Origin of the sequence: Paraflavitalea pollutisoli, from assembly GCF_029360705.1 — a bacterium.
GTDB classification, from domain to species: Bacteria; Bacteroidota; Bacteroidia; order Chitinophagales; family Chitinophagaceae; genus Paraflavitalea; species Paraflavitalea pollutisoli.
Genome location: NZ_JARKMX010000001.1, coordinates 884,416 through 899,105, shown reverse-complemented (window position 1 = coordinate 899,105; position 14,690 = coordinate 884,416). Strand labels below are relative to the sequence as shown.

Below are 14,690 nucleotides of genomic sequence, written 5' to 3'. Positions count from 1 at the left end.
GTTTGTTGATGACACAAACCTACAGCGGGATACCAGGGAGGAGAAGGTGGTTTCGTTGAAGCAAAGGGGTTCTGCGACGTAAAAAGCAGGCTTTTATTTCGTCGAAGAAAGGGCTTATTACATCGAAAGCGGCTATTGGGCCAAACAGGTTATTATATTCTTGCATCTATGTTCAAAGCAATTAAACAACGGCTGGAAGGGCTCAATACCTTTCCGTTCTATTACGAGATAGCCATGTGGTTCATCTTTATCTGTATCTATAAATACAGTGTATTACTCGACCTGGCAGGACTGCCCAATCCCAACCGCGACGATTTCCCCAATCCGGAACTGATCCTTTTCGCCATTGCCCTGTCTCTGTACGTAATTCCCTTTTACCGGTGGATCGCCCCCACCCTGCTCAAAAAGAAGAAACATGGATGGCTGGCCCTGGCGATCATATTCTATTTTGGCATCGTGTGCAAGGTGAGCAACTGGGTCATGTCGAGCATCTTTTACTATATAACAGCTCCCTCGCCCCTCAAGGACTTCTACCATAAGTCAATGCTGTTTACCCGCGGCCTGCTTACCCGGCCGTTTGGCTGGTCACCCAATCCGTTACTGGCAGATATCATTGTGTTCTTATCTGTCAGTTTTATCTGGTTTGCCTATGAGAATGAACGCAAGAAGCATTTACTGGAAAAAGACAATCTCGTATTACAGCTCGAATCGCTGAAAGCGCAGTTGCATCCGCATTTCCTGTTCAATACCCTAAACAATATCTATGGGATGAGCCTGACGGGCAATAAAGAAACTCCCGCCTTCATCCTCAAACTGTCGGACATGATGCGGTTTATCCTGTACGATTGCCAGCGCAACCTGGTATCGCTGGAAAAGGATATAGAATTCCTGGAGAATTACCTGGAGATGGAAAAGCAGCGGTACCCGGCTGCCGAGATTCAATTTACCGTTAGCGGAGATGCCACCGGCAAGCAGATAGCGCCACTCCTGTTTATCCAATTCCTGGAAAACAGTTTCAAGCATGGCGCCCACCGGCTCAATGATACCGGCTTTATTCATGGCTCCCTGCGGGTGGAAGGCAATAGCCTGCATTTTGAGCTACGCAATGATGTATTTGCAGTGGCCACCCCTGCCTCGAATTCGCCCTATGGCGGTGTTGGGATCGAGAATGTGCGGAAACGGCTGGTGTTGTATTACCCCGGGCAACATGACTTGTCGATCGGGAAGACCGACGACGTTTTTGAAGTAAAATTGACCATAACCTCCTTATCTTCATAACTATGACCGCCGCCCAATTTTCTGGCCCTGTGATCCGCTGCCTGGTGGCCGACGATGAATTGATAGCCCACCAGATCCTCGAACAGTATATCCTGCAAACGCCCGGCCTGCAGCTGGTGGCCAAATGCCGCAATGCCCTCGAGGCCTTTGCCAAGCTGGAGCAACACACCATCGACCTTATTTTTCTCGATATTGAAATGCCGCTGGTGAATGGCATCACTTTTCTGAAAACCCTCACCAAACCTCCTCGGGTGATCTTTACCACGGCCTATGCCAATTATGCGCTCGACGGGTTCGAACTGAATGTGACGGATTACCTGCTGAAGCCTTTTTCGTACGACCGGTTTGCGAAGGCGGTGGAGAAGGTAAGGCAAACGCTGCCGGTAGTTGCCGAAGCTTCCGGGGAGCCCGATAGCAGCTCTTTTTTGCTGATCAAGGAGAAAGACGGGTTGATGAAGATCCCGTACGATGACATTGTATACATCGAGGCATCCCGCGATTACATGAAGGTGTTTACGGTGTCGGGGCACCACCTGGTGCACCAGACCATGAAAAAGCTGGAGGAAATGCTCCCGGCCGAAAGATTTGTGCGGACCCACAAATCGTATATCGTGGCGTTGCCACAGATCAAGCTGCTGAAACCAGATGCGGTATTGCTGATGAACAAGGTGGAAGTGCCGGTCAGCATCAACTACGCCGACGCCGTGAAAGGAAAGTTCACCCGGCAATAAACCCTACCGGACGGGCATAGTTTTTATATCACCGAATATAGCTGCCTGTTTACAGGAAATTTCTTAATTTACTGCTGCTTCCTCTTGACCCTTTACGTGGCCCTTTCGTAAAGATATTCAGAACCACCGTACATCTTAATATCGTTACTATGCGGATTATGTCGTTGTGTATTATTGGGTTATTGTCGCTCACCAGCTTCAGGCAGGATATGCCTGTTGTGATCCTGAAGGAAGCAACCGTCCATCTGAAGAATGATTCCCGCCCGGGAAAGGAGTTGAAGATCTATCCCAATCCAGTTATTGACAACCAGTTCAGGATCAACCTGGGCACGCGGTACACGGGTGCCGTGGAGATCCTGGTATTCAGCAGCACGGGCAAGGTGGCACACCAGGACCGTTTGCAGAACACCGGAGAACAGGTGGTGCAGGTAACCATGCCTGCCAAGCTGGCCGGTGGGGTATACACCGTACATGCGGTGATGGGTGATACAGTACTCAAAGGCCGGTTGATCGCCTCCAACTAGGTTCATCGTTCACCCGGTGTGTACCGGCTAAATGCTCAACGAAATACGTCCAGCAGCCCGTCGGGCAATTGTACCAGTACCTGTTTTTTACTGTTGTCTATTTTCTGCAGTGTATCCTGGTGAACAGGGATAAGGGCTTCTTTGCCGTCGAGGTCGATGCGGCAGAGTACCTGGTGGGGCTGCTCTATTACTTCCAGGATCTCTCCGATATCTTCCCCATTATCGATGATATGATAGCCCAATAGGGAGATGGGGGCCGATTTGCCGGCATATTGGTGGAAAGCTTCTTCTACGAGCCATACCTGGCGTTGTACCAGCTTTTGAGCCGCTTCCTTGGTATCGATGCCCTCGAGTTTGATGTATAGCTCCTGGTCGGCCTTGGAGCGGGCCGCTTCGATAAAATAGGGCAGCAGTTCTTCCTTTTTGTCTTCGAGGTATAAAACTTCCAGTCCCTTGAGGGCTGTTCTTTTGCCGAGTTCGTGCCGGAGGATGAGTTCACCGCCGACACCGAAGGTGGCTACGAATTTGCCGATGCTACAGTAGTTTGTCATATAATTAAAAATCCCGACGACAAAGATAGTCATCGGGATTTAATGCGTTTGGCTTTTGGCTATACCGCTTAGGAGGCTTCTCCCTCGCTTCTCCTTCTGATAGGAGCGCCAACACCACCACGGCGAATTCTTCTGTCCTTCGCGTTTGCTTCCTGGCGTTTCTTCACCTGTACCTCATGTTCTGAGTGCCAGGTTTGGAATTTCACCATCGCAGCAGCTTCGTCGAACAATCCCAGCTTCACACCACGTAACAGGTGTTTCAGATACAGCACTCCTTTGAACGACAGAATCCGGCGTACAGTATCGGTAGGCTGAGCACCTTTGTGCAGCCAATCGAGTGCCTTCTGACGGTCGAGCTGAATGGTAGCCGGAACCGTAAGAGGATTGTACGTACCTAATTTCTGGATGAATTTACCATCTCTGGGAGAGCGGGCATCTGCCACTACGATGAAGTAAAACGGTCTTTTCTTAGAGCCGTGACGTTGCAGTCTGATTTTAACTGGCATTTTAAATAGACATTTAAATGCGTGAACAAATAGGGTTACTTTCTACTTTTCAAGGAGTGCAAAGGTAGCAATCCCCTTGATTTTTCCAAATATAATAATTCGCCTGAAATCGCAGCCCGGTTACCTAAAAATTAAAATTAAAAAAATCTTAATCGGTTATTGGGGTCCTTTTTTGAATGTTCTCAAAGATTTCAGCCCTTCTTTACTTTCTGCCTAATCCCATGCGTCCCATGGGCATTTTATTCATCATCTTCATCATCTCCTTCATTTGCTCAAACTGTTTGAGGAAGGCGTTGAGCTCAGCCAGGTCCTTACCGGCCCCCTTGGCGATCCGCGCTTTGCGGCTGGGGCTGATAATATCAGGATTGGCGCGCTCCTGCGGTGTCATGGAGTTGATGAGGGCTTCGATGCCTTTGAAGGAATCGTCGCTGATATCGATGTCTTTTACAGCTTTGCCGACACCGGGTATCATACCCAGCAGATCCTTGATGTTACCCATCTTCTTGATCTGGTCGAGCTGTTGCTTAAAGTCTTCAAAATCAAACTGGTTCTTGCGGATCTTCTTTTCCAGCTTTTTCGCCTGCACTTCGTCGAACTGGGCCTGGGCCTTTTCCACGAGGGTGGTGATATCACCCATGCCGAGGATACGCTGCGCCATCCGCTCGGGATAGAAAACGTCGAGGGTGTCCATCTTTTCGCCGCTGCTGACAAACTTGATCGGCTTGTTGACGGTGTACTTGATGGAGAGGGCGGCACCACCGCGGGTATCACCATCGAGCTTGGTGAGTACCACACCGGAGAAGTCGAGGCGGTCGTTGAAGGCTTTGGCGGTATTGACGGCATCCTGACCGGTCATAGAGTCCACAACGAAAAGGATCTCTTGTGGATTGACGGCAGCCTTTACATTGGCTACTTCGGTCATCATGGCCTCATCGACGGCCAATCGGCCGGCGGTATCGATGATCACGAGGTTCTTATTCTTGCTCCTGGCCTCTTTGATGGCGTTGGTGGCGATGGATACGGCGTCCTTATTCTCCGGTTCGCTGTATACATCTACGCCGATCTGGCCACCCAACACTTTCAGCTGGTCGATGGCCGCAGGGCGGTAGATATCGGCTGCTACAAGCAGGGGGCTGAGTCCTTTCTTGGTTTTGAGGTAATTGGCCAGTTTGCCGGAGAAAGTCGTTTTACCGGAACCTTGCAGACCTGCGATGAGGATCACTGCCGGGTTACCTTTGGTATTGAAGGTACTTTCGGTGCCGCCCATGAGCTCTACGAGCTCGTCTTTCACGATCTTCACCATCAACTGACCGGGGCTTACGGCGGTGATCACTTTCTGACCAAGCGCGGTTTCCCGGATCTTATCGGTAAAATCCTTGGCGATCTTATAGTTTACGTCGGCATCCACCAATGCGCGGCGGATGTCCTTTACGGTAGCAGCAATATTGAGTTCGGTAATCCTGCCTTCGCCTTTTATCTGTTTAAAGGCGGATTCCAACTTCTCCGATAAAGACTCGAACATATTTCAGCGTATTAAAAATGAACCAATTACCGTGGTGATCCTAAAAAAATCAAAGGTGAATGTAATCATACATTCACCTTTGAACGGACTGCAAATCTACAGTAGAAATCAGTATTAAAGTGTAAAGTTTTTCTGCGGGTGGCTTTCTATTTTAAGGTTAAACGCCCAAATAACCGCGTAATTCCCTCGACCGGGAGTTGGTGCGCAGCTTGGTAATGGCTTTGTCTTTGATCTGGCGCACACGTTCGCGGGTCAGGTTGAACTTGTCGCCGATGTCTTCGAGGCTCATGGGATGATCTACGCCGATGCCGAAGAAATAACAGATCACTTCTTTCTGGCGTTCGGTGAGCATTTTCATGGACCGTTCGATCTCCTGTTTCAACGAATCGATGTGTTCGATCTGTTGGTTGGCCCTTTCGGCATTTGGATTTTCCAGCACATCTACCAGGGTATTGTCTTCCCCTTCGGAGAGTGGTGTGTCCATGCTGACGTGGCGGGCGGCAATGCCCAGGGTGGCGGATACTTCTTCGGTCTCGAGTTCGAGCAGTTCTGCCAGCTCTTCGGGCGAAGGTTCGCGTTCATACTCCTGTTCCAGTTGCGAAAAAGCCTTCTGGATCTTGTTGGTGAGGCCCACTTTGTTGAGGGGCAGGCGTACAATGCGCGATTGCTCGGCGAGGGCCTGCAAAATGCTTTGACGAATCCACCAGACTGCGTAGGAGATGAATTTGAAGCCGCGGGTTTCATCGAAGCGTTGTGCTGCTTTAATGAGGCCCAGGTTGCCTTCGTTGATGAGGTCGGGCAGTGAAAGTCCCTGGTTCTGGTATTGTTTTGCAACGGATACCACGAAACGCAGGTTTGCCTTGGTGAGTTTGTCGAGCGCTGCCTGATCACCTAGCTTGATCTTTCGTGCCAGGCGCACTTCTTCTTCGGGGCTGATCAACTCGACTTTACCAATTTCCTGCAGGTACTTTTCAAGACTCTGAGATTCACGATTCGTGATCGATTTCGTGATCTTGAGTTGACGCATACTCATAGGTAGGTCATTTAAAGGGTTTTTAAGGTTTAAAGGCTACTTACTAGGTACCCGGCTACACCTTGTGGCGTGGATCCTTGTACCCGGACTGCCAACTTATAAAAATCGGCCTTCAGCAATTTAATGGTTTCCGGCCCGGAAACCAAATAATTTGTGGGTAAATTACTGGTTGTCAGTAGCTTTAAAGTTTTTCGGGTTGTATTCGTTTTCCCCTACCTTTAACGGGGTTTGCAACAAAAAAATTTTGGGGGTTGCATTATTTTTCTATTATTGCGCATTGGTATTATAAAAAGATCAATTCAAGGAGTAGATGAGTAAGAAACAACAATTTACGTTAGAGTATCCTTTAAGATGTTCTCCTTCCATTTTATACGAATTTCTTAGTACTGCTGCCGGATTGCAGGAGTGGTTTGCTGATAAAGTGGATGAAAGGGATAATGTTTTCAGTTTTTCCTGGAATGGGACAACTGATAAAGCGGAAGTAACAGAAAGTGAGACGGACAAATTCATCCGCTTTCACTGGCTGCATGCACCAACTGAGGAATACTTTGAATTCAGCATCGAGAAATCAGAAGTGACCAACCAAACCATACTTGTCATTAAAGATTTTGCAGAGAAAGGAGAGGTCAAGGATCAAAGCCAACTGTGGGGATACCAGGTAAAAGACCTGTTTCACCGCCTGGGCAATTAATCGTGGCCCAACGCCTGCAAAAGCACCTGATATAGCTGCACCAGTTTCTCATTGGCCGTTTCCCAATGCTCCAAAGAAATTTTAGCAGACAACTTACAGAAATCGTTACCCGATAGCAGCTCATTTATCGAATGATCAGTCATTTGATGTAGCGGTAAATAGTTGCTTTCCCCGAAGTGGTGCTGCCACTCGTCATCTGCAATGCAGATATAGAATGCATGCTCTTTCAATAACGACCAGTGCTTCTGTATTGAACTTTCATACTGTCGTTTCCAGGATCCGCGCAGGTGGAGGGTAATGCTGAAAAAATGTCCCCACCAGAAAAAGGTACGGATGGCCCAGGTATCTTCCCGGCCAAAAAGACGCGGAAAATCGAGCATGACCCAGGGCAATCCTTCATATTTTTCTCCTTTGGATATTTTGGGTGACAACTGCGCCACAGGCTCTGGCAAGGGGTGCTGCAGGCGCCGGTGCAGGTCCTGCATCTGCTCCACCTGCTGCCCCATGAGCGCAACCGCTTTTTCCATGATGTTATTCTTTGTTAAAAGCCAGGCTGCGTTTCTTACCAGGGTTGATTCCTCTGCTGAAAGCTGTATTTTTGCCGCGTTCATTGAATAAAGTTAAACAACCGTTCTGGGTTTAAAGTAAGCGCCGTGTTGATGATAGTTGGTGTGTTGTAACACCAACAGGATGCGGCGACACTGCTGAGCGCCCGGAGCATGAAACGAGAAATTCAAGATAGTGATCAAAAAACTGGATATACTGGTTCTAAAGGCATTCATTGGCCCCTTTATCGCCACCTTTTTCCTGACCCTGTTTGTATTGATCTTACAGTTCTTCTGGCTGTGGATCGACGACTTTGTGGGCAAGGGCATCGATGGCGCCACCATCCTGCGGTTGATCACCTACCTTAGTGCCACGCTGATCCCTCTGGCCATGCCATTGGCTGTGTTATTGTCATCGATCATGACTTTTGGTAACCTCGGTGAGACTTTTGAACTAGTGGCCATTAAATCGGCCGGTATCGGTTTGCTGCGTTTTATGCGCCCCCTGCTCGTAACCTCCTCCTTACTGGCTGTTCTTGCCTTCTATATCAACAACAACGTTATTCCGGTGGCGAACCTCCGGATGAAAACTTTACAGTACGACCTGGTCAACAAGAAACCAGCCTTTGACCTGAAAGAAGGCACTTTCTACAATATGATCCCCGGCTATTCGATCAAAGTGGCCAAAAAAGTGAACGACTCTACACTGAATGACATTATCATCTATGAAAGCAGTCCGAATGTGCAGGACAATATGATCTCTGCCAAGCGGGGCATCATGCGTATTTCGGAAGACAAACGCTACCTGCAGTTCATTTTACAGGATGGCTGGCGGTATGAAGAAGAGGGTGACCGTACTGGTATCAACAGCCGTTTTTATCGCCTGGGCTTTAAGGAATACAAAAAAGTACTCGACCTCAGTGCTCTTCAATTCAACAAGACCTCCGACAGTGTATACAAGGACCGGGCTGAAATGCTGACCGTGAGCCAGCTCAACAAATCGATCGATTCGCTGGAGCGGATGTTAACCCAATTCGAACAAAGACACAAGCAGGAACTGAAAACCTATCTGCCGTTTGTGCAGTACATCGACAGTGGCTGGACCAACGTGACCATTCCCCCCGCCAAAGAAGATACTACCGGCGCCTATAAAAAAGTGCTGGCTGCTAAGCTGCAGCGGGAAACCGATTCTTTGCTGAAGCGGAAGGCTGACTCCACAGCGAAGAGAGATTCGATTGCTATGCGGAAGAAAGGCCTGGCAACTGCGCTGACGAAAGATTCAGCAGCTACTTTGAAGAAGGATTCAGCTGTCCCTGCTAAAGACGTGACTATGGCTGCTGTGAAGCAGGATTCACCGGTTACCAGGAAGACAGCAGCCGCTTCCACGACGAAAAAAGATGCTGACCAAAAGCCTGAACTTACTTTCATCAAGACCCTGCCCGATAGTGCGCGGAACATGGTGGTAGAGCAAAGCACTTCCTATGTCAACTCCATTAAATCCACGTTTGACAGCGCGTTGCCGGAGTATGACAACCGGCGTAAGGAGTTGCGCATACACCTGATGACCTGGCACGAGAAATTCACGATGTCGATCGCTGTACTCGTGTTGTTCCTCATCGGAGCCCCGCTGGGTTCAATTGTACGTAAAGGTGGTATCGGTACCCCTGTGGTGTTTGCCGTTATCTTTTTCGTGATCTTCTTCCTGCTGAACAACTTCGGTAAAAAGTTTGTGAAAGAAGATGTGCTGCAGCCGATTGCCGGTATGTGGCTAGCCACCATCGTATTGCTGCCCATTGGGTTTTTCCTCATCTATAAAGCGCTGCACGACTCGCAGCTATTCAACAAGGAATTCTACGCGCGTTTCTTCCGGCGTATTGGTCTGACCAGGCGCAGCAAGAAAAATGAACAGGCAGCTGCCCCTACGCTCGCCGACGACGCTACCGACTTCGACGACGAAGAGCCGGCAACAGTTTCAGATCCCGAGCGGGATGATCGTAAGGAAGCTTAACAATGGATCGGTAGTATCGTATTGGGATGCAGCGTTACCACTGCATCAGTAACGGATTTTTGCGAAAAAACCTCGCACAGCTAACATCAAGAGCCGGGCTGGAAAGGTTGTTCCACATATCCCTTAGCAGGCACTTTGAGGATGTTCTGGTCGATCTGTTTATTGCTGATGGAGGTAGCGGTGTAAGTGATCTTACCCTTTTTGTATTCGTAGATATATTTCAACACCAATCCGGGTACACAGGCAAATACCGGTTCTACGGAAGCAGGTTCCGGCCGCTGAATCTGTTTGGTATACCAGGCAGTAATTCGCCTTCCATCGGATAATTCAATCACAGCCTTATTGCAGCTATAACCAGACAACTGCACCGTATCATCCGACAGGCTGCAGATCGCATCCTGGTACTTCAAATTATAAGTCCTCCAGTCATCGGATGAGAGATACACCTTGTGCTTGTTCTTGCCGGATTCTTTGACGATGACCGCCATTCTTTCGTCATTCCCCGGGGGCAGTATGAAGATGCTTTGCATGCGCATGAGACTGACGAGGCGCAGCCGCACCAACCCGTTGCTGATAAAAAGGGTCTTGGTGCCTCCGTTATAGGTTTCGCCGATGCCTACACTCCGGTTTCTCGATTTATTCAACTCGATCGTATAGGTGACGGTAAGGTCATCCCCGGAACGTTGTGGAGCGGGTTGCTGTCGGGGTGACGGCGGTGTTTGCGGTGGCCTGGTCAATGCCAGTCCACAAAGTGCCATTAGGACAATACCTATAATCCGCACTGGTGTCATATCTGTAGTTGGCTGTAAAGCCGGTAAGATTGTTTAATAATCGAAAATGAACTCTGCCAGGTCAACCGGATCGAGCGGGTTGCCGGCCCGCTTTTTATCGAACTGCTCTTCGTCTGCTTTCTTCCATTTCTCCAACCTGGCCAGTTCGCGTTTTGCTTTCCGGGTAGGCGCTCCTTTGGCTTTGCGCTGGTACATCTTCCGGAGATTGTTCATCATGTTCTCCGAAATCGTGAAATAACTGTATTGATCGAGGCGCACTGTCAGCTCACTTTCCTCCTCTTCGTACAGGAAGGCAGGCAGATCCTCCCATTCGTAACTGGCGAAGGTCGCCATGAAATCATTGTCGACGAGCGGAAGACCACTGCCATCGGCTACAAAGACATCATTCACAAAATAGTTTTCGGTCCGCGGATTGTCATAGAGCCGGTAGCGGGCCATGGCATTGGTATTGGCCGGCTTGGTGGCGGGGGTACGTTTTGCGGGCTGCTTGGACTGCTTTGGATCCTGAAATGAGGTATGAGCAGGTGTTGTGGCCTTATTGCTGACAATATTGTAGATGGTGTAGGCGCCCATCATCAACAGGATGACGGCTGCTACCGCCCTGAACCGGGGCATGAGCGACCTTACCGGTGCAACACGAACCTGGTTTTTATCAATCGTCTGCGAAGCGATACGGTCATACAGGGTGGCCGGTGGCGTAACGACATGATCCTGCAGCGCAATAAACAACGGTTTTTCCATCGCCGCTTTTGCGACGATGCCCAGTAAGGCAGCGGGAGGTTCTATTTCAAACTCCCGTAAGCCCTGCCAGGCGCCGGGTATTGCTTCTGCACGACCGCTTGCGGCATCCTCCTGCCCCAGCCTGTTCATCAACTGGCTGAACGCAGCATCGGGCGGCGCTACCTCGTAGGCCTGTAAACGGTTCCATATGTCGGTTCTATTCGCCATGTGCCTCTCTGAATGTTTTTTGCAGGTATACCCTGGCCCGGAACAATTGTGACCTGCTTCCTTCTTCAGAGATGTCCAGCATCTCACCGATCTCTTTATGATTATATCCTTCCACCAGGTACAGATTGATCACAGTCCGATAACCATCGGGCATCGTGCTGATCATTTTCATCAACTCATCATTGGTAAGTTTATCGTACCCACTCAATACATCGGCAGCGATATCCATATCGTCTGTGATGGCTGTCAGTACGATCCGCTTCTTTTTGATAAAGTCTATACAACAGCCTACGAAGATGCGGCGCGCCCATCCTTCAAATGAGCCTTCTCCCCGAAATCCGGCGAGGTGCCTGTACAGCTTTACAAAACCTTCCTGAAAACAATCATTGGCATCTTCTGCATTGCCCGCATAACGTAGGCATAGACTGTACATCCTGCCAGATATGTGATTGTAAAGTTCCTGGAAGGCTTTTTCATCACCATTCGCAGCCTTTTGAGTTAAGACCTCAAAAAAGGGTGAGGCGTTGCGTAGAGGTTCCATGGCGCAAATATCTGATTTTTTCTATGTAAGGATTCTTACTATGGGCATTATCCGTGCCAGTAACTGGTAAAAATCCGGGACCACAGATGACGCTGTCATAGCCAATGCAAAAAATAGTTGATTTTTTTTACTGGACGCGAAACGTTTGGAATATCAGGCCGGTCTAACGAATAGACGGCGCCTTATCCATTACGTAGCTTGTTGATCAAACCCTTGCACTTCGGTGCTTACCTCCTTTTAGCAATTGGTATGTTTATGTTAAACAGCGGTCGGATGCTGCCTGTTTCCGGGATAGAACTTGTTTGGCCTACCCGGAATAGGGACGTAGACAATAATAACCCGAGTGGTGGTTTTTCAGGATGTATTAGTTCTCTGGTGAAAAGAATGCCGGTCGGCGGGTCGAGTGGTTTCCCTGCTCCGGCATCTTTTTCACGGTTGTCTTCCTATTGATCCTTCTTTAAAAAAGTAATGCTCCTTCAATAGATTACGGAATAGAATAATCTCTACTTTTACGGCAAATTGGCCGGTTTGGAACAAGGAAAGGAAAATCTTCGCTTACAGAAATGGGTGGTATCGATCGGCGTGTGCCTGTTTCTGATCAAGATCGTTGCGTACTTTCTTACCCGCTCTGTAGCCATCCTCACTGATGCTTTGGAAAGCACGGTCAATGTAATAGCCGGCCTCATCGGCCTTTTCAGTTTATTTATAGCCGCCAAGCCCCGTGATGAAAATCACCCCTACGGTCATGGCAAAGCCGAGTTTCTTTCCGCTGCTGTAGAGGGCACGCTGATTGGTGTTGCCGGGCTGTTCATTATTTACGAAGCCACCGATAACCTGATCCATCCCCGCGCCCTGCAAAAACTCGATTATGGTATCATGTTGGTGGCCTTTACAGCCATCGTAAATTTTGCCCTGGGTAGCTATAGTGTGAAACAGGGCAAGAAAAACAACTCGCTCGCCCTGATTGCCAGTGGCAGACATCTTCAATCAGATACTTACTCCACCTTTGGCATCATCATTGGCCTCGTCCTGATCTACCTTACCGGTATTCAGTGGATAGATGGCGCTGTAGCCATACTCTTTGGGTTTATCCTGATCTTTACCGGGTACCGAATCCTTCGCCATTCCATTGCCGGCATCATGGATGAAGCCGACCAGGAGCTATTGCAGAAAATGGTGGCCTTGTTGAATCAACACCGCCGCGAAAACTGGATCGACGTGCACAACCTGCGGGTGATCAAATATGGCGGTCAGCTACATGTGGATTGTCATCTTACGGTACCCTGGTATTTCAATGTACATGAGGCACACCGGGAGATCGATGCCTTGTCGGAACTGATCAGGGAGGAGTTTGGGTCAACCCTCGAATTATTCGTCCATTCCGACGGGTGCCTGGAATTTTCCTGCCCTATCTGCACGAAGGAAGATTGTACCGTACGCAAACGTCCTTTCCAACAGCAGATCGCCTGGACCCTGGACAATTTATCCCAGAACAAAAAACATCAGCTGGCTGACCAACCCTGACCCAGCCTGCGTTGTACGCCGCCGGGGTTCGGGAAAAGGACCTATATTCGCTTCCCAATCACCTAATTCAGTAAATAAAATCTGTCAATATGCAAGCCTGGAAAGAGTATCAGGAGAAAAATAAGGACAAGTTCCTTAATGAATTGCTGGAGTTGTTGCGTATTCCTTCGATCAGTTCGAACAGCGCCAACAAAGAGGATATGAGACGTTGCGCGGAGGCCGTGAAAAAGAGTTTACTGGAGGCAGGCGCCACTACTGCTACCGTTTATGAAACAGCGGGGCACCCGGTGGTATATGGTGAAAAGATCATTGATCCCAGCAAACCCACGGTGTTGGTATATGGACACTACGACGTTCAACCCCCTGATCCGCTGAATCTGTGGCATAGCGGTCCTTTCGAACCAGTTATCAAAGATGGTAAGGTATATGCCCGTGGATCGGCTGATGACAAGGGCCAGTTCTACATGCACGTGAAGGCCCTGGAAGTATTGACCCAAAGTAATTCGCAAACCACCAATATCAAATTCCTGATCGAAGGTGAAGAAGAGGTAGGATCACCCAACCTGGGCGATTTTGTAGCTTCCCATAAAGACCTCTTGAAGTGCGATGTGATCCTGATCAGTGATACGGCGATGATCAGTATGGAGAACCCATCCATCGATATCGGAGTACGTGGCCTGGCTTATATTCAGGTAGAGGTGACAGCTGCCAACCGTGATCTGCATAGCGGTGTATATGGTGGAGCAGTGGCCAATCCAATTACCATCCTGGCCCAGATGATCGCCTCCTGCCACGACGCAAACAACCACATTACCATACCCGGTTTTTATAACGATGTCATCGAGCCCGGTCAGGAAGAGCGCAACCTGATGGCGCAGGCGCCGTACAGTGAAGACGAATACAAGAAGGACCTGGGCGTAGAAGAGCTTTGGGGCGAAAAAGGATTTACGACCAATGAACGTACCGGCATTCGACCTACCCTCGAGCTGAACGGTATCTGGGGTGGCTATACCGGCGAAGGCGCCAAGACTGTGCTTCCTTCCAAGGCTTACGCCAAGATCTCAGCCAGGCTGGTACCCAACCAATCTTCCGAGAACATCACGGAGTTGCTGTTGAACTATTTCAGGAAGATCGCTCCAACTTCGGTTACCGTGCATGCTGAAAACCTGCATGGTGGCGAGCCTTATATGACCCCCATCGACTCACTGGCCTACCAGGCAGCTGCCAAGGCCATCGAAACCACTTTTGGCAAAAAACCTGTACCCGTACGGGGCGGTGGCAGCATTCCCATTTGCACCATCCTGGAGCGTGAACTGGGCGTGAAGATCGTGTTCATGGGCTTTGGCCTCGACAGCGACAACCTGCATTCGCCCAATGAAAAGTTTGACCTCGCCAACTTTTACAAGGGAATCGAGACCATCCCCTATTTCCATCAGTATTTTGCGGAATTGAATAAAGCATAGTTTATGGGCCGCCCCGGGGCGGCCCTGGGAAATA

Annotated in this window: 15 protein-coding genes; 7 read left to right on the top strand and 8 right to left on the bottom strand. The window is 49.3% G+C overall.

What is annotated here, in order from left to right:
* Positions 1-168: 168 nt before the first annotated feature.
* From P2W70_RS03760 to P2W70_RS03750, 3 genes are all read left to right on the top strand, one after another.
* Complete coding sequence (locus tag P2W70_RS03760) at positions 169-1,278, top strand: sensor histidine kinase (RefSeq protein ID WP_276480084.1); 1,110 nt, start codon at positions 169-171, stop codon at positions 1,276-1,278.
* A 2-nt stretch (positions 1,279-1,280) separates the two neighbouring features.
* The gene (locus P2W70_RS03755) at positions 1,281-2,009 is read left to right on the top strand and encodes a LytR/AlgR family response regulator transcription factor (protein WP_276480083.1); all 729 of its coding nucleotides are present in this window, start codon (positions 1,281-1,283) and stop codon (positions 2,007-2,009) included.
* Positions 2,010-2,167: 158 nt separating this feature from the next.
* Positions 2,168-2,533 (top strand): T9SS type A sorting domain-containing protein, encoded by a 366-nt coding sequence (locus P2W70_RS03750; RefSeq protein WP_276480082.1) that lies wholly within the window; start codon positions 2,168-2,170, stop codon positions 2,531-2,533.
* A gap of 35 nt (positions 2,534-2,568) precedes the next feature.
* On the opposite strand, the gene rimM is transcribed toward P2W70_RS03750, so the two are convergent.
* The 4 genes from rimM to P2W70_RS03730 form a co-directional block, all read right to left on the bottom strand.
* Entirely contained in the window at positions 2,569-3,084 is a 516-nt protein-coding gene (gene rimM, locus P2W70_RS03745) for a ribosome maturation factor RimM (RefSeq protein ID WP_276480081.1), read from the bottom strand.
* 68 nt (positions 3,085-3,152) lie between these two features.
* Positions 3,153-3,590, bottom strand: coding sequence for a 30S ribosomal protein S16 (gene rpsP, locus P2W70_RS34505; RefSeq protein ID WP_338119797.1), 438 nt, complete (start codon positions 3,588-3,590; stop codon positions 3,153-3,155).
* A gap of 202 nt (positions 3,591-3,792) precedes the next feature.
* Positions 3,793-5,112, bottom strand: coding sequence for a signal recognition particle protein (gene ffh, locus P2W70_RS03735; protein WP_276480080.1), 1,320 nt, complete (start codon positions 5,110-5,112; stop codon positions 3,793-3,795).
* Positions 5,113-5,269: 157 nt separating this feature from the next.
* Positions 5,270-6,145: a sigma-70 family RNA polymerase sigma factor gene (locus P2W70_RS03730; protein WP_338119796.1), complete on the bottom strand. Its 876-nt coding sequence runs from the start codon at positions 6,143-6,145 to the stop codon at positions 5,270-5,272.
* A 310-nt stretch (positions 6,146-6,455) separates the two neighbouring features.
* Between P2W70_RS03730 and P2W70_RS03725 the strand changes: the two genes are divergently transcribed.
* A complete protein-coding gene (locus tag P2W70_RS03725; protein ID WP_276480079.1) occupies positions 6,456-6,836 on the top strand; it encodes an START-like domain-containing protein in 381 nt (126 codons plus the stop codon).
* Here P2W70_RS03725 and P2W70_RS03720 read toward each other — a convergent pair.
* Positions 6,833-7,363: a hypothetical protein gene (locus tag P2W70_RS03720; RefSeq protein ID WP_276480078.1), complete on the bottom strand. Its 531-nt coding sequence runs from the start codon at positions 7,361-7,363 to the stop codon at positions 6,833-6,835. The genes P2W70_RS03725 and P2W70_RS03720 overlap by 4 nt on opposite strands.
* 214 nt (positions 7,364-7,577) lie before the next feature.
* Between P2W70_RS03720 and P2W70_RS03715 the strand changes: the two genes are divergently transcribed.
* Positions 7,578-9,389 (top strand): LptF/LptG family permease, encoded by a 1,812-nt coding sequence (locus tag P2W70_RS03715; RefSeq protein WP_276480077.1) that lies wholly within the window; start codon positions 7,578-7,580, stop codon positions 9,387-9,389.
* Positions 9,390-9,475: 86 nt separating this feature from the next.
* Here P2W70_RS03715 and P2W70_RS03710 read toward each other — a convergent pair whose 3' ends face one another.
* Genes P2W70_RS03710 through P2W70_RS03700 form a run of 3 tightly spaced genes read right to left on the bottom strand, consistent with a single transcriptional unit; the run spans position 9,476 to position 11,669 of the window.
* A complete protein-coding gene (locus P2W70_RS03710) occupies positions 9,476-10,180 on the bottom strand; it encodes a hypothetical protein (RefSeq protein ID WP_276480076.1) in 705 nt (234 codons plus the stop codon).
* Positions 10,181-10,213: 33 nt separating this feature from the next.
* Entirely contained in the window at positions 10,214-11,128 is a 915-nt protein-coding gene (locus tag P2W70_RS03705; RefSeq protein WP_276480075.1) for a hypothetical protein, read from the bottom strand.
* Complete coding sequence (locus P2W70_RS03700; protein WP_276480074.1) at positions 11,118-11,669, bottom strand: RNA polymerase sigma factor; 552 nt, start codon at positions 11,667-11,669, stop codon at positions 11,118-11,120. Before P2W70_RS03700 ends, P2W70_RS03705 begins: the two co-directional genes overlap by 11 nt.
* Before the next feature lie 528 nt (positions 11,670-12,197).
* On the opposite strand from P2W70_RS03700, the gene P2W70_RS03695 reads away from it, so the two are divergent.
* Positions 12,198-13,193, top strand: coding sequence for a cation diffusion facilitator family transporter (locus P2W70_RS03695; RefSeq protein WP_276480073.1), 996 nt, complete (start codon positions 12,198-12,200; stop codon positions 13,191-13,193).
* Between the two features lie 89 nt (positions 13,194-13,282).
* Positions 13,283-14,656, top strand: a complete 1,374-nt coding sequence (locus tag P2W70_RS03690) for a dipeptidase (RefSeq protein WP_276480072.1) — start codon at positions 13,283-13,285, stop codon at positions 14,654-14,656.
* Positions 14,657-14,690: the final 34 nt, after the last annotated feature.

What these genes read in the sequence shown, in the direction of transcription:
- P2W70_RS03705 (WP_276480075.1), bottom strand. Translation starts at nt 11,128, where the DNA reads ATGGCGAATAGAACCGACATATGGAACCGTTTACAGGCCTACGAGGTA.
- rpsP (WP_338119797.1), bottom strand. Translation starts at nt 3,590, where the DNA reads ATGCCAGTTAAAATCAGACTGCAACGTCACGGCTCTAAGAAAAGACCG.
- ffh (WP_276480080.1), bottom strand. Translation starts at nt 5,112, where the DNA reads ATGTTCGAGTCTTTATCGGAGAAGTTGGAATCCGCCTTTAAACAGATA.
- P2W70_RS03710 (WP_276480076.1), bottom strand. Translation starts at nt 10,180, where the DNA reads ATGACACCAGTGCGGATTATAGGTATTGTCCTAATGGCACTTTGTGGA.
- P2W70_RS03720 (WP_276480078.1), bottom strand. Translation starts at nt 7,363, where the DNA reads ATGGAAAAAGCGGTTGCGCTCATGGGGCAGCAGGTGGAGCAGATGCAG.
- P2W70_RS03690 (WP_276480072.1), top strand. Translation starts at nt 13,283, where the DNA reads ATGCAAGCCTGGAAAGAGTATCAGGAGAAAAATAAGGACAAGTTCCTT.
- P2W70_RS03725 (WP_276480079.1), top strand. Translation starts at nt 6,456, where the DNA reads ATGAGTAAGAAACAACAATTTACGTTAGAGTATCCTTTAAGATGTTCT.
- P2W70_RS03760 (WP_276480084.1), top strand. Translation starts at nt 169, where the DNA reads ATGTTCAAAGCAATTAAACAACGGCTGGAAGGGCTCAATACCTTTCCG.
- P2W70_RS03730 (WP_338119796.1), bottom strand. Translation starts at nt 6,145, where the DNA reads ATGAGTATGCGTCAACTCAAGATCACGAAATCGATCACGAATCGTGAA.
- P2W70_RS03750 (WP_276480082.1), top strand. Translation starts at nt 2,168, where the DNA reads ATGTCGTTGTGTATTATTGGGTTATTGTCGCTCACCAGCTTCAGGCAG.
- P2W70_RS03755 (WP_276480083.1), top strand. Translation starts at nt 1,281, where the DNA reads ATGACCGCCGCCCAATTTTCTGGCCCTGTGATCCGCTGCCTGGTGGCC.
- rimM (WP_276480081.1), bottom strand. Translation starts at nt 3,084, where the DNA reads ATGACAAACTACTGTAGCATCGGCAAATTCGTAGCCACCTTCGGTGTC.
- P2W70_RS03700 (WP_276480074.1), bottom strand. Translation starts at nt 11,669, where the DNA reads ATGGAACCTCTACGCAACGCCTCACCCTTTTTTGAGGTCTTAACTCAA.